Raw genomic sequence first — 12,956 nt, forward strand, 5'->3', positions numbered from 1 at the left:
CCCGATCAGGGCGGGCTCGTGCACAGCAGGGTGGGCGTGCAAACCGTCTGGAACCCCGCCCGGGCGTAGAGCGCCTCGATCCTGCCGCCGGCCGGGCATTGCAGGAAGACCTGCGCGGCCCCGCGCGCCCGCGCCTCGCGGAGGGCCGCAACGATCACGGCGGTGCCGAGGCCGCGGCGCTGCCGGTCGGCCCGCGTGCTGACATTGTACAGCCCTGCCGTGTCGCCGCGCAGATAAAGGCTGGCGCAGGCCGCGGGACCGGCGGCGTCGCGCAGGACGAGGTGCAGCGCCGCGAGGCCGGGCCGGCCCCGGGCCGCGCGCAGCGCCGGGATGTAGAAGCGGCGCAGATGCGTCCGCACGCCCGGCGCGTCGGACAGATGGGCGAAGACCCGCTCGAAATCCGGCCCCGGTGCGGGCGTCGCCTGCACGGTGACGGCGCGGCAGGACGCGGATGGCGCCGGCAGCACCCGGGCCACCATCCAGCTCGCCCGGTAGAGGATGGCGGGCTCGAACAGGGCGCGCAGCAGCGCGACCTCCGCCTCGTCCCGGGCCAGGAAGGCGGGTGCCCGGGCGCGCCCGAGGGCTGCCGCTCCCGCCCAGGCGAACTGGTCGGGCTCGTGCACCCCGAAGGCGAAGTTCAGGGTCGGGTCCGGGATGCTCCGCGACCAGACGTAGCCCGCGCCCCCGGGCCCGTCCGCGAGGCCGTCGATCAGGGAGCCGGTGAGCGCCGCCACGTGGGCGTCGCGCAGGGTCTCGAAGGTCGGTTCGGGATCGCGCATGGTCAGGCGGCGATCCGAGGGGCAGCTTGAGCGGCCTGTTCGAAGACGTGCCGATCCGCAACCCGGACCATCCGTCGGACGCGGGCGGCCGCACAGGCGAAGGCCACCGCCGGCCGTCGGATCCAGTCCGCGGTCGCGTCTGCGGCCATGTCCGCCCCCGGTATCGCCCCCTGGCCGGCCGGCCTGTCCATCCGCTCGCTCCTGCACCGTTTCAGGCTTCGGCGGAGTGACGGTTGAGGCGGGGCGCCGTTCACGGCCGCGCCCCTCGGGATCGCCGGGGCAGCGACCGCACGAAACCGCTGAACGCCGGGCGGCCCCATCCGTCAGGGAGGTGCCGGCGACACGCGGAGGACCGATGACGGACGCTTCGAGGGCCCCGATGCGGGACGCGCGCGCGCATCCTGCATGGATCGAGGATGAACGGGCGCACGCGGTCGCGCAGGTGCCGCTCGCCCTGGACGGCCCCCCGGAGGCCCCGGTGATCCGCGTCGCCGAACCGGTCGAGCCGGCGGCGGCCGTGGAGGCGATCCTGGCGCGCGCCGAGGCGCTGACCGCCCAGGACGTGCGCGTTCTGCGCATCGCCGTCGCGGCGGATTCTGCGACGTCCAGGCGCCTGCTCGAGCTCGGCGCGGCCCGGCGCGTCGGCCACGGCGTCGAGATCCTGCCGGGGCTCCTCTGGCAATGCGCCGCCCGCTGGCTCCCGGCGGCTCGGCCGCCCTTCCCTGAGCTGTTCACCGCAACGGCTGGCCGCCGCCACCCGCTGCGGCCCGAGACGCCTGCCGGCACCGTCTACGCGCGGGTGATCCCATGGCTCGGCCGATGCTTGAGCTTCCGCACGATGACGGAGCCCGGGGACGTCGCCCTGTTCTCGGCCTGGATGAACGACCCCCGGGTCGCCGCGATCTGGCAGGAGGCCGGCACCCTCGCGACGCACGCCGCCGCCATCGCCAAGCTTCAGGCCGACCCCGCGATCCTGCCGCTGTTCGGCTGCCTCGACGGGAAGCCGTTCGGCTATTTCGAATTGTACTGGGCGCGGGAGAGCCGCCTCGGGCCGCTCTATGAGTCCGGCCCCTACGATCGCGGCTGGCACGTGGCGATCGGCGACGAAGCCGTGCGCGGGCGCCCCTATCTCTCGGCCTGGCTGCCGTCGCTGATGCACTACCTGTTCCTCGACGAGCCGCGCACGCAGCGCATTGTCGGCGAGCCGCGGGCCGATCACGCCCAGCAGATCCGGAACCTCCACGCCTCCGGCTTCGCGACGGTCGCCACCATCGATTTCCCCCACAAGCGCGCGGCCCTGGTCGCCCTGTCGCGCGAGCACTTCGTCCGTGACCGGCTGTGGGTGCCGGGGGCGGCAGCCGCCGACGCCGTGCCGCGACCCCCCGCCCTACCGGCCTAGGCATGGGGATGCTCGCCAACCGGGTCGCGGCCCCGTTCCCGGCCGCGTTTCCGGCCGATGGGCTCGGCCTGGCGCTGAAGCTCGCGTGGTGCGTCGGTGCGCGCCGGACAGGCGCCGCAACGCCGGTCGAGGGCCGCGAGGCAGTGCAGGTGACCCCGGTGGACGAGGCCGCACACCAGGGCGCGTGAGACCCCCAGCCGGGCCGCGATCTCGATCTGCGGAACCCCCTCGACCCGGTGGAGCTGGAAGGCCGTGCGCACCGGCTCCGGCATCTCGGCGACCGCGACCTCCACCTGCCGCAGGGATTCGCGCGAGGCCGCGGCCGCCTCGGGGGTCCCCGTGCCGGGATCGGACGGGTCCGGCGCGGCGTCGAGGCCGGTGAACAGGCGCCGCTCGAAACCCTGCCGCCGCGCCCGGTCGAGGGCGAGATTGCGCACCATCCGCCCGACATAGGCGGCCTGGATGACCGTCTCGGCTCTGGGCGGATCAGCGATGAGCCGGAGCACCACGTCCTGGACCACGTCCTCCGCCTGCGCCGGGCAGCCGAGGATGCGGCGCGCATGCGCAAGGTAGGCGGCGCGGTGACGCTCGAACGCCGCGAGGTTCCAAGATTCGCCCGGCGGCTGCCGGCCGGGCTCGCGCGCCGGGGCCGCGGCGCTCGTCTGGCCGGAGAGGCCGAGGTCGCTCGTCCGGCCCGCCCCTGTCCCGCTCACGATATCCCACCCTCTTGGTTCATGCAGGCAGGACAGCTATCATGCTGTTGAATCGTGTAACAACGTCTATCTTTGTGGATTGGAATGATTAAAATTTGCTCGGGCAATCATTGTTCGGGGAAATAGACTGAATATCTGTGCGCCGGAAGGCGAATAGCCGATCCGGATCCTGAATTTCGCGGCGGAGCTCCCGGGGGGAGGCTCGGCCACCGGGCCGGATTTCGGCGCGCGCCAGGGTCGGTCGGCGCGTGTATGCTGGCGCTTCCTCGATTCGGGGCGCGGAGCGCGCATCCGAACCCCTCCGCGCAGGATCGCGGCAGGAGAGCCTGAGCCGCGATGCCGTCCGTCGATACGCTTGTCCCGGTTGGTGCCTTCGCGCTGCTGGTCCTCGCATTCGCCGTGAAGCACCTCGTGGCGGATTTCTTCTTTCAGACCAACTGGATGGCGCAGGGAAAGCAGCACCCTTCCGTCTGGCTCGCCCCCCTCTGCGCCCATACCGGCCTGCACGGCCTCGGCACGCTGATGATCGCGCTCACGGTGCAACCGGCCCTGTGGTGGCTGGCGCTCGTCGATTTCGCGATCCATACGGGGGTCGACCGCGGCAAGGTGCTGGTCGGTCAGCGGACCCGCTTGCCGATCACGGATGCCCGGTTCTGGTGGCTGATCGGCATCGACCAGTTCCTGCACCAAGTCACCCATCTCGGGCTCGCCGTGGTGCTGGCGGCGGCCTGACCCGCAATCGGGACGGCGAGCGCCGCCAGGCGCGTCACTGCATCTCCGCCTCAAGCAGCCGGTTCGTGTCGGAGACCTTGCCGGCCAGTTCCAGGATCAGGAAGCGCTGGAAGGTGAGCGCGAGGTCCGGGCGCTCCCGCTCCATCCGGGCGAGGGCGGCGCGGTCGATGCCGACCACCCGGCAGGGGCTCTCGGCGATCGCGGTGGCGGTGCGCCGTCCGCCCTGAACCAGCGCGATCTCGCCGATGACCGTGCCCGCCGTGGTGGTGCGCAGGCGCAGGTTGCCGCGGCCGGCCACCTCCATCTCGATGGAAACCAAGCCCTGCTCCAGGAAGTAGAGCGCATCGGCCGCCTCCCCCTGGCGCATCAGCGCCTCGCCCGCCGCCAGCGCGCGGACCGTGAGATACGGGGCGAAGTCCTCCGGTCCGACCGTGCGGCCCAGCCGGTCGGCCATGTGCCGGGCGAAGAGGGCGACCTCCCCCGGGCCGGCGCCCCCGGCTTCCGCCAGCAGCGTCGACTCGGCGGCGCGCAGAGCCTCGTCCAGCGTGTCGAGGATCCGGACATGCGCGCCGACGGCGAGATCGTTGCGGGTGATCTGCAGGCGCGTTGTTGGATCGAGATGGACCAGCAGCACGTCGAAGTGCCGCTGCTCGGCGAGCTGGCCGACCTTGCGGAACGCGATCAGCGCCGAGCTGTCGAGCCCCACGGTCTCGCGGAAATCCAGGATCAGGACGCGCAGATCCCCGGCCTCCGCCGCGGCCCGGCGGTAGATCGCCTGCGCGTTGAGGAAGAACAGGTAGCCCTGCAGGGTGTAGATCCGGGTCCGGCCGCCGGCCGCCTCGAGCCGCGCGGCCGCGTCGGGACCGCGGATGACGCTGCTGCGCCGTTCCGCCCCGGAGAGCGACCGGCGGATTGCGCCGATCTGCCCGTACTGGACCCCGAAGATCAGGATCGCCAGCAGGACGCCGACGAGGAAGCCCGTGGTGGCCCCGAAGACCGCGGTGGCGGCGCACACGACCAGCGCGATGGCGATCTCCCAACCCGGCAGGGTCCGGGTGGCGACGCCGAGGTTGAACAGAAGCCCGATGCCGATGGCGATCAGGGCGCCGCCGGCCAGCGGGCGGGGCAGCAGCGCCAGGGGGCTCGCGCCGACGATGAGCAGAGCCGCCATGACCGCGAGGGTCAGCCACCAGCCGAGCCAGTGGCCGCCGCCGATATTGTGCAGCAGCAGCGTCGAGGTCCGGCCGAAGCCCATCGCGGAACTGCCGAACAGGCTGCCGACCAAGTTGGTGGCGCCCGAGGCGACGAACATCCGGTCGATGTCGAGGTCGCGCCGGATCTCCAGCTCGACGCTCACCACGTAGAGGATCTGGATGATCACCGCGACGACGACCAGGGTGGCGATCTTGGGCCAGATCGGCAGGAGCAGGTGCGGATCGAAGGCCAGCAGGCTGCCGATGGCGGGCGGCCGCAGCAGCGATCCCGCCGGCAGCGGCTCGATCAGCCATCCCGATGCCTGCCCGGCGGCGACGCTCGTGCCCGTCCAGGCCAGCCCGAGATGGACCACAGCGAGGCTCGACAGGATGACCGTGGGATAGGTGCCCCAGTGCCGGACGATCCGGGGCAGGTAGAAGGCGCAGAACCCGATGCCGAGGGTCAGGGCGATGCGCGCGAGCGCGCCGGCCTCGATCCGGCCCGGATCGAGGTTCGCCGGGTCGATGGCGCGGAGCAAGGCCGCGAGCGGATCGTCGACATGGCCGCCGATCTGCACGCCGCTGCGCAGGAACAGCAGCCCGACGCCGCCGAGGAAGCCGGCGAGCACCGGATAGGGCAGAAGCTGCACCAGCAGGGAGGCCCGCAGGGTGCCGAGCAGCGCGAAGATCACGCCGGTGGCGAAGGTCGAGACGCCGCAGGCGACGAGGACGAGCTGACCGACCGTCTCCGGATCGGTGATGCCGGCCGCCTCGAGCTGCCCGGCGACCGCCGCGGCGATCGCCGCCTGCACGATCGCGGCCGCGCCGATGAAGGACAGCGAGATCCGCGCGGTCCGCCGAAGCGCGATGAAGACGAGGCTGCCGAGCACGTAGGCCGCGAGCAGCGCCGAAAGGCCGGCCGCGCGGCTCTCCGCCAGCGGTCCCGAGAAGATCAGCTGAGAGTAGCTGATGAGGTCGAGCAGCAGCACCATCACGGTGACAGACGCGGCGGCGGCGATGCGCGCCCCGCGTAGCACGGCCTCGCGGCCGCCGGCCCGGGAGGCGGTCCCGGCGGACGTCAGGTTGGATGTCGTCATCGGCACGGTACCCGCGTCTCGAAATCCCGATGGGGCGGACCTTGCAGATCCCATGCAATCACGCGCACGGATCGTCGCCGAATCGCAGGACCTGAACTGAGCCGCGCCAGTCCTTACCCGATGGCAGTTGCGGGCTTAAATTATCGTGCAGGTCGCTTCCAGGTCGCTTCGGCCCGGCGATATTGGCGGGGATCGCCGGGGACGGACCGCCCGTCACCGGCACCGCTTCCGATCGCGATGCGACATGGACCGGGACAGGCGTCGCTGGTCACCCGCGCTCGTGCGGGCCAAGGGCTACCCGGGGAGCCGGTTCTACCTGTCGCTCCGGGGGAGGTCTCAATCCGCGGCCTTGCGTGGCCGCAGCACAGGCTTCGCCCCGTCATCCCGGCGCCGCGCAGCGGAGACCAGGATGCAGAAGCGCCGACATGCCAGGGACTTGCGCCAACTGCGCTTCTGGATTCCAGGCTCGCCTCCGGCGCCCTGGAAAGACGGAGCTGATCAGCGCGTGTAGGCCATCGACACGGCGATGACAGTGCTGCCGACACGTCCCGAGCCTGAACGGGAAAGCGGATCCTGTCCCGACGTGATCGTAAACGGCTCGCGCTGGCAGCGGTCCCGGGATCAGCGTGCGCTGACGCGACGGGCTCCGGTGCTCAGCGCGCCTCGCTGACCCGCTTGGTTGCCCGCTGCTCCTTCTTGTAGGCGGTGATCGCCGCCGAGCAATTGGCCGAGAGCTTCTTGAGATTGGCCTTGAAACAGGCCTCGACTTCCGGACCGCCCGGCGCATAGGCGCTGCAGTAATCCATGTAGTCGCCGGTGCAGTATTGCTTGAGCGCTTCCCGGGCTGGGGATTGCTCCGCGAAGGCCGCGGCGGGGCCGAGGCACAGACCGATGGCCAGGAAGGCCGTCTTGGTCGCAGTCATCGAAATCCTTCGCTCGTCCAGACCGCGCGAGCGCGTCGCGTGGCGATGGGCGGGGCGGATGGGCGCCAAGCATGGCATGACGATGACGCCCGGACCGGCCGAACGCAGATCAGCCATGCCCTGAACCGTCGGCGGGGCCGCCTCCGGTCAATGCGCGCCGATGCGGTGGGCCGGCATGAGGTCGTTGGCGATGATTTCGCCGAACGGGCCGTCGTTGCGGGCATTGCCGGCCGGCCGGCCCGTGGTGGCGCGGAGCGGCAGCTTCGGGAAGACCAGCTCGGCGAAGCGATAGGCCTCCTCCAGGTGCGGGTAGCCCGAGAGGATGAAGCGGTCGATCCCGAGATCGATATACTCCTTCATCCGGTCGGCGACCTGATCGGCCGAGCCAACCAGGGCCGTTCCGGCGCCGCCGCGGACCAGGCCGACGCCGGCCCAGAGGTTCGGCGCTACCACGAGCTTGTCGCGATTGCCGCCGTGGAGCGCCATCATCCGGCTCTGGCCCACGGAATCCTGCCGCTTCAGGGTCTCCTGCGCCTTGGCGATGGTGGCGTCGTCGAGCTTCGAGATCAGCTTCTCGGCGGCGTCCCAGGCCTCGGCCTCGGTCTCGCGGGCGATGACGTGCAGGCGGATACCGTACGAGAAGATCTTTCCGTGCTCCTCGGCGGCGCGGCGTGCGGCAGAAATCTTCTCGGCGACCTGAGCCGGGGGCTCGCCCCAGGTGAGGTAGACGTCGCAATGTTCGGCCGCCACCGCCATGCCGGGCGCCGACGAGCCGCCGAAATAAAGCGGCGGATAGGGCTTCTGCACCGGCGGGAAGATCACCCGGCCGTTCTCGGTGCGCAGGTGCTTCCCCTCGAACGTCACGGTCTCGCCCGCGAGCAGGCCGCGCCAGATCGTCAGGAACTCGTCGGTGACGGCGTAGCGCTCGTCGTGGGACAGGAACACGCCGTCGCCGGCGAGTTCCACCGGATCGCCGCCAGTGACGACGTTGATCAGGAGGCGCCCGTCCGAGATCCGGTCGAGGGTCGCGGTCATGCGGGCGGCCGCGGAGGGCTCCATCAGGCCCGGCCGCACCGCCACGAGGAAGCGCAGGCGCTTGGTCAGCGGCGCCAGCGCCGAGGCGACGATCCAGGAATCCTCGCAGGAGCGCCCGGTCGGCAGCAGCACGCCGTAATAGCCGAGCTCATCGGCGCCTTGAGCGATCTGCCGGAGATAGTCGATCGAGACCTCGCGGGCCCCCTCCTGAGCGCCGAGATAGCGCCCGTCGCCGTGGGTTGGCAGGAACCAGAGGACGTCGGCGCGCCCGTCGGTCGATGCGGTCATCGGAATCTCCGTTGCGGTTCAGAGCATGGGGCGAACATCGGAAGCCCGTTTCTTCGACATCACGCGCTTCTACAAAAGCCCGTGCCTGCCATTGCTGCCGTGATGGATGAGAACGAATGGTAGCGTCCTTCCGGAGCCGCGCAGCGGAGCCCGGAATCCAGAGCTTCCACAGGAGCCAGGATGAGGCATGCCATCCGGATGGGCCTGCAAGTCCGGATTTCGGGCTCTCGCCTGCGGCGAGCCCCGGAAGGACGGAGGATCGGGGTCCGGATGCGGCACAGCACCTGTGAGGCCTCTTAGAGGGCCTGCGGGGTGCCGAGCAGGTGATCGAGGATGCGGCCTTCGAGGCGTGCGAGATCCGGGTCTCCGCGCCGGCGCGGACGCGGCACCTCGACCCGCAGGTCGAGGGCGATGCGGCCGTCCTCGACCACGAGGATCCGGTCGGCGAGCGCCACCGCCTCGGCGACGTCGTGGGTGACCAGGAGCGCGGTGAACCCCTGCGCCCGCCAGATCCGCTCGATCAGGTCCTGCATGTCGATCCGGGTCAGGGCATCGAGGGCGCCGAGCGGCTCGTCGAGGGCGAGCAGGCCCGGCCGGCTCACCAGCGCCCGGGCCAGCGCCACGCGCTGCCGCTGGCCGCCCGACAGGGTCGCGGGCCACTGCCCGGCCTTGTCGGCGAGGCCGACCTCGGCGAGCGCGGCGCGCGCCCGCTCCCGCCGTTCGGCCCGGGAGCCGTGGCCGGACAGGCCGACCGCGACGTTGTCGACGACCCGCGCCCAGGGCAGGAGGCGCGGCTCCTGGAACATGATCCGCTTCGGCGGCTCGGACCGGCGGGCGCTGCCGGCCGGCCCTTCGAGATCGATCCGGCCGCCGGTGGGCGTCTCCAGTCCGAGGATCAGGCGGAGCAGGGTGCTCTTGCCGCAGCCGGAGCGGCCGACCACGGCGGTGAAGCCGCCGGCCGGCAGGAACAGGTTCAGCCCCTCGATGACGGCGTTGCCGTCGAAGCTCTTGTGCAGGTCGCGGACGGTGACGGCGATCCCGCGCCCGGCGGGCTCCGCGGCAGCGCGCCCCGATGCGGGGCTGCCGACGTGGTGGCCCGCCTCGCCGCCCGCATGCCGCGGATCGGAGCTCTGGTCGGGAAGCGCCTCGCGGCGGACGGCGTCGAGCAGCATCAGGCGCTCCTGTAGGCGGGGTTCCAGGCGAGGCAGGCGCGCTCGAGCTGGCGGGTCAGGGCGTCGGCGAGCTTGCCGAGGGCGGCGTAGATCAGGATCGCCAGCACGACGACGTCGACCAGCATGAATTCGCGGGCCTGCATGGCCATGTAGCCCAGTCCCGACGAGGCGGAGATCGTCTCGGCGACGATCAGCGTCAGCCACATGATGCCCAGCGCGTAACGCAGGCCCACGAAGATCGACGGCAGGGCGCCGGGTAGCACCACCCGGGTGAACAGCTCGGTGCGCGACATGCCGTAGACCCGGCCCATCTCGACGAGGCCCGGATCCACCGAGCGGATGCCGTGCAGGGTGTTGGCGTAGATCGGGAAGAACACGCCCAGCGCCACCAGGAACAGCTTGGCCTCCTCGCCGATGCCGAACCACAGGATCACCAGCGGGATCAGCGACAGGTGGGGCACGTTGCGCACCATCTGCACCGAGGTGTCGGTCAGCCGCTCCGACAGGCGCGACAGGCCGTTGGCGAGGCCGAGCGCGAAGCCGATGCCGCCGCCGAACACGAAGCCCGCGAGGGCCCGCAGGGTGCTGACGCCGAGATTGGTCCAGAGTTCCCCGGTCCGCCCGGCTTCCCAGCCGGCCCGGACCACGTCGAGGGGTGCCGGCATGAACCGGTTGGAGACGAGGCCGGATGAGACCGCGGCCTGCCACCCGAGGAGGATCACGGCTGGCACCAGCCAGGGCAGGGCCGTGTCGCGCAGGCGCTCGAACTTGGAGGGGCGCATCAGCGGCTCTCCGCCCTGTTGTCGGCCTTGCGCGCGGGCGGGGTCCACACCGCATCCGCGACCCGGATCGGCTTCGGCAGGAGTCCGAGCCCGTGGAAGGCATCCGCGACCTTCTGCTGGTCGGCGATCGCGGCCGCGTCGAGGGGTGCGACGCCGTAGGACAGGCGGCCGAGCGCCACGCTGAGGACCGGCGCAGGAATGCCGATCGAGGGGGCGAGTTCCGCCGCCACGGCGTCGGCGTGGCCCTCGGCCCAGGCATCGACCTCCCCGATCGCCGTGAGCACGGCCGAGACGATCTCGGGACTCGTCTCGGTGAAGCCGCGCCGGGACAGGTAGAACTGGCGGTTGGGGGCGAGCGCCTGCCCGCCGATTCCCCGCCCGTCGACTAGGACCCGAGCACCCGTGGCGCGCTCGGCGGCTGCCTGGAACGGGTCCCAGATCACCCAGGCATCGACGGATCCGCGCACGAAGGCGGCATTGGCATCCGAGGGCGCCAGGAACGCGAGCTTCACCGCGTCGTACGGGACGCCCGCCTGCTCCAAGGCGCGCACCAGAAGGTAGTGAACGTTCGACCCCTTGTTGAGGGCGATGGTCCTGCCGCGCAGGTCGGCGACGCTGCGGATCAGGCTGTCCTTGGGCACGAGGATCGCCTCGCCCCGCGGGGCCGGCGGCTCGGTGGCGACGTAGCGCAGGTCCGCGCTCGCGGCCTGGGCGAAGATCGGCGGCGCCTCGCCGGCCGAGCCGAAATCGATCGCCCCGGCATTCAGCGCTTCCAGGAGCGGCGGGCCGGAGGGGAACTCGGACCACAACACTGTGGTGCCCAAAGGCTGGAGCGCCTTCTCGAGGGTGCCACGGCCCTTCAGCAGCACGAGGGAGCCGTATTTCTGGTAGCCGATCCGGATGCTGCCCGCCGCCCGGGCCGGGCGCAGAGCCGCGGTCGCGGCGAGGCCGAGGCCGGCGGACAGGAGCAGGCGGCGGCTCGGGGCGGGGCCGCTCACGGGCGACAGGGGCAGGGCGCGGGGCGTTCGGTCGGTCATGGCTCTCAGCGGTCGTTCTCAGCCGTTGCGGGCGGGCGCCGTCCAGACCGCGTCGGCGATCCGGATCGGCTTCGGGATCAGCTTCAGGGCGTGGAAGCGGTCGGCGACCCGCTGCTGCGCGGCGATCACCCGGTCGGTCATCGGTCCGATCACGTAATCGGTCCGGTCCACCGCGCGGCGGGTCGCGGCCAGGGGCACGCCGGTGCCCTGCGACAGGAGGTCGGCGACGGCGCCGCGGTTCTGCGTGCACCACGCCGCCACCTCGGCGAGAGCGTCGATGGTGGCGGCCAGCGCGGCGCCCCGGCTCTCCGCGAAGGGCCGGCTCGCCAGGAAGAAGTTGTTCTGCAGGGCGATGTTGGTGGCGAGCGCCAGGACGCGGACCCCCTCCCCCGCCTCGGCGATGGCGAAGTACGGATCCCAGATCGTCCAGGCATCGATGCTGCCCCGGGCGAAGGCTGCCGCAGCATCGGCCGGCGCCAGGGTCACCGGCTCGATATCGGTGTAGGTCAGGCCCGCCTTCTCGAGGGCCGCGATGGTCAGGTTGTGGGCGCTTGACGCCTTGGCGAAGGCGACGCGCTTGCCCTTGAGGTCGGCCAGGGTGCGGATCTCCGAGCCCTTCGGCAGCAGGATCCCGAGCCCAGAGCCGCCGGCCTCCTGAGCGGCCGCGTAGACGAGGTTGGACCGCGCGGCCTGGGCGAAGATCGGCGGCGCGTCGCCGGTCTGCCCGAAATCGATCCCGTCCAGCGACAAGGCTTCGAGCAGCGGCGGCCCAAACGAGAACTCGGTCCAGCGTACCGTCTGCCCGAGCGGTTCAAGGCGCTTCTCGATCAGGCCCTGCTGCTTGGCGACGACCAGGATGCCGTTCTTCTGGTAGCCGATCCGCATCACGCCGGGCTCGGCCGCGCGGGCATCCGGAGCCAGGGCCGGCGCGAGGGGCAGGCCCGCGAGGGCGGCCAGCAGGGCGCGGCGGTCGACCATCACCCGGTTCACTCGGCGGCGGCGAGGGCGAGGGGCGCGGTGGAGGGAGCGGCGGACCCCGCCCGGTGCACGAGCAGCGCGGCGAGCTGTCCACCAGCTTCCGCGGCGCGGGCGCGCACGCCGGCCTCCGTCAGGGCGCCATCGCTGAAATCGGGATCGGAGGCGTAGACCGCGGTGGGGATCTGGAGCGCGCCGAAGAAGCCGAAGAGCGGCCGGAAGGCGTGCTCGACCACGAGCGCGTGGCGCGCGCCGCCGCCCGTGGCCACGATCGCCACGGGCTTACCGGCCAGCGCCCCCGGATCGGCCAGATCGAACAGGTGCTTGAACAGGCCGGTATAGGCGCCCTTGTAGACCGGCGAGCCGACCACCAGTCCGTCCGCGTCCTCGATGGCCGCGAGCACGCCGCGCGCCGCCGGCGAGAGCTGATCGCGGGTCCAGGCAGCGCCGAGGCCGGTTCCGGCATCAACGAAGTCGAGGATGCGCGCGTCTAGGGGGGCCCGGGCGCTGGCCTCGCGCAGCACGGCATCCACCAGCGTGCGGGTCTTGGAGGGCCGCTGCACGTTCGCGCTCAGCCCGACGAGTCTCGGTCGTGTCATTCCGGATGCCTTGCTGTGGAACAGGATGACGGACCGCCCCGATCGCGAGGAGCGGGGAGTGCGCGGCCGGACATCCGAACAGGCCTCTAGAATTGATGGTCGGGTGTCCGGCCGTCAATGAAATGACGTTCCCAATTCTACTGTGAAGGAAAAACGTTCTCCTCGAAATCTTGCGTCCGGCATGCGCTTTGATCTCGCCCGCCGCGCGAACGGGCGATGATTTCTTGCGCTT

General features: G+C 71.6%; 12 protein-coding genes. 2 read left to right on the forward strand and 10 right to left on the reverse strand.

The features are described from left to right. Positions 1–5: 5 nt before the first annotated feature. The gene (locus tag CIW48_RS13185) at positions 6–779 is read right to left on the reverse strand and encodes a GNAT family N-acetyltransferase (protein WP_149311187.1); all 774 of its coding nucleotides are present in this window, start codon (positions 777–779) and stop codon (positions 6–8) included. Between the two features lie 355 nt (positions 780–1,134). Between CIW48_RS13185 and CIW48_RS13190 the strand changes: the two genes are divergently transcribed. Then, positions 1,135–2,178: a GNAT family N-acetyltransferase gene (locus tag CIW48_RS13190; RefSeq protein ID WP_246695227.1), complete on the forward strand. Its 1,044-nt coding sequence runs from the start codon at positions 1,135–1,137 to the stop codon at positions 2,176–2,178. Here CIW48_RS13190 and CIW48_RS13195 read toward each other — a convergent pair. After that, entirely contained in the window at positions 2,175–2,891 is a 717-nt protein-coding gene (locus CIW48_RS13195) for a sigma-70 family RNA polymerase sigma factor (RefSeq protein WP_149311188.1), read from the reverse strand. The genes CIW48_RS13190 and CIW48_RS13195 overlap by 4 nt on opposite strands. 336 nt (positions 2,892–3,227) lie before the next feature. On the opposite strand from CIW48_RS13195, the gene CIW48_RS13200 reads away from it, so the two are divergent. Beyond that, positions 3,228–3,623, forward strand: a complete 396-nt coding sequence (locus CIW48_RS13200) for a DUF3307 domain-containing protein (protein ID WP_149311189.1) — start codon at positions 3,228–3,230, stop codon at positions 3,621–3,623. A gap of 34 nt (positions 3,624–3,657) precedes the next feature. On the opposite strand, the gene CIW48_RS13205 is transcribed toward CIW48_RS13200, so the two are convergent. The 8 genes from CIW48_RS13205 to msuE all read right to left on the reverse strand — a co-directional run bounded on the left by CIW48_RS13205 (position 3,658) and on the right by msuE (position 12,724). Beyond that, positions 3,658–5,913, reverse strand: coding sequence for a cyclic nucleotide-binding domain-containing protein (locus CIW48_RS13205; protein WP_149311190.1), 2,256 nt, complete (start codon positions 5,911–5,913; stop codon positions 3,658–3,660). A gap of 653 nt (positions 5,914–6,566) precedes the next feature. Then, positions 6,567–6,836 carry a hypothetical protein gene (locus CIW48_RS13210; protein WP_091780851.1) on the reverse strand — a complete coding sequence of 90 codons (270 nt, stop codon included), beginning with the start codon at positions 6,834–6,836 and terminating at the stop codon, positions 6,567–6,569. A gap of 147 nt (positions 6,837–6,983) precedes the next feature. Beyond that, positions 6,984–8,159, reverse strand: coding sequence for an FMNH2-dependent alkanesulfonate monooxygenase (gene ssuD / locus CIW48_RS13215; protein WP_149311191.1), 1,176 nt, complete (start codon positions 8,157–8,159; stop codon positions 6,984–6,986). A 296-nt stretch (positions 8,160–8,455) separates the two neighbouring features. After that, a complete protein-coding gene (locus tag CIW48_RS13220; RefSeq protein ID WP_091780688.1) occupies positions 8,456–9,331 on the reverse strand; it encodes an ATP-binding cassette domain-containing protein in 876 nt (291 codons plus the stop codon). After that, positions 9,331–10,113 (reverse strand): aliphatic sulfonate ABC transporter permease SsuC, encoded by a 783-nt coding sequence (gene ssuC, locus CIW48_RS13225; RefSeq protein WP_149311192.1) that lies wholly within the window; start codon positions 10,111–10,113, stop codon positions 9,331–9,333. The genes CIW48_RS13220 and ssuC overlap by 1 nt, the downstream gene beginning before the upstream one ends. Beyond that, the gene (locus CIW48_RS13230; RefSeq protein ID WP_149311193.1) at positions 10,113–11,150 is read right to left on the reverse strand and encodes a sulfonate ABC transporter substrate-binding protein; all 1,038 of its coding nucleotides are present in this window, start codon (positions 11,148–11,150) and stop codon (positions 10,113–10,115) included. The genes ssuC and CIW48_RS13230 overlap by 1 nt, the downstream gene beginning before the upstream one ends. A gap of 18 nt (positions 11,151–11,168) precedes the next feature. Then, positions 11,169–12,128, reverse strand: a complete 960-nt coding sequence (locus CIW48_RS13235; protein WP_149311194.1) for an aliphatic sulfonate ABC transporter substrate-binding protein — start codon at positions 12,126–12,128, stop codon at positions 11,169–11,171. 8 nt (positions 12,129–12,136) lie between these two features. Next, positions 12,137–12,724 (reverse strand): FMN reductase, encoded by a 588-nt coding sequence (gene msuE / locus CIW48_RS13240; RefSeq protein WP_149311195.1) that lies wholly within the window; start codon positions 12,722–12,724, stop codon positions 12,137–12,139. Positions 12,725–12,956: the final 232 nt, after the last annotated feature.

Source organism: Methylobacterium sp. P1-11, assembly GCF_008329595.1.
GTDB lineage: Bacteria > Pseudomonadota > Alphaproteobacteria > Rhizobiales > Beijerinckiaceae > Methylobacterium.

What these genes read in the sequence shown, in the direction of transcription:
- CIW48_RS13235 (WP_149311194.1), bottom strand. Translation starts at nt 12,128, where the DNA reads ATGGTCGACCGCCGCGCCCTGCTGGCCGCCCTCGCGGGCCTGCCCCTC.
- CIW48_RS13220 (WP_091780688.1), bottom strand. Translation starts at nt 9,331, where the DNA reads ATGCTGCTCGACGCCGTCCGCCGCGAGGCGCTTCCCGACCAGAGCTCC.
- CIW48_RS13190 (WP_246695227.1), top strand. Translation starts at nt 1,135, where the DNA reads ATGACGGACGCTTCGAGGGCCCCGATGCGGGACGCGCGCGCGCATCCT.
- CIW48_RS13205 (WP_149311190.1), bottom strand. Translation starts at nt 5,913, where the DNA reads ATGACGACATCCAACCTGACGTCCGCCGGGACCGCCTCCCGGGCCGGC.
- ssuD (WP_149311191.1), bottom strand. Translation starts at nt 8,159, where the DNA reads ATGACCGCATCGACCGACGGGCGCGCCGACGTCCTCTGGTTCCTGCCA.
- ssuC (WP_149311192.1), bottom strand. Translation starts at nt 10,113, where the DNA reads ATGCGCCCCTCCAAGTTCGAGCGCCTGCGCGACACGGCCCTGCCCTGG.
- CIW48_RS13185 (WP_149311187.1), bottom strand. Translation starts at nt 779, where the DNA reads ATGCGCGATCCCGAACCGACCTTCGAGACCCTGCGCGACGCCCACGTG.
- CIW48_RS13210 (WP_091780851.1), bottom strand. Translation starts at nt 6,836, where the DNA reads ATGACTGCGACCAAGACGGCCTTCCTGGCCATCGGTCTGTGCCTCGGC.
- CIW48_RS13200 (WP_149311189.1), top strand. Translation starts at nt 3,228, where the DNA reads ATGCCGTCCGTCGATACGCTTGTCCCGGTTGGTGCCTTCGCGCTGCTG.
- msuE (WP_149311195.1), bottom strand. Translation starts at nt 12,724, where the DNA reads ATGACACGACCGAGACTCGTCGGGCTGAGCGCGAACGTGCAGCGGCCC.
- CIW48_RS13230 (WP_149311193.1), bottom strand. Translation starts at nt 11,150, where the DNA reads ATGACCGACCGAACGCCCCGCGCCCTGCCCCTGTCGCCCGTGAGCGGC.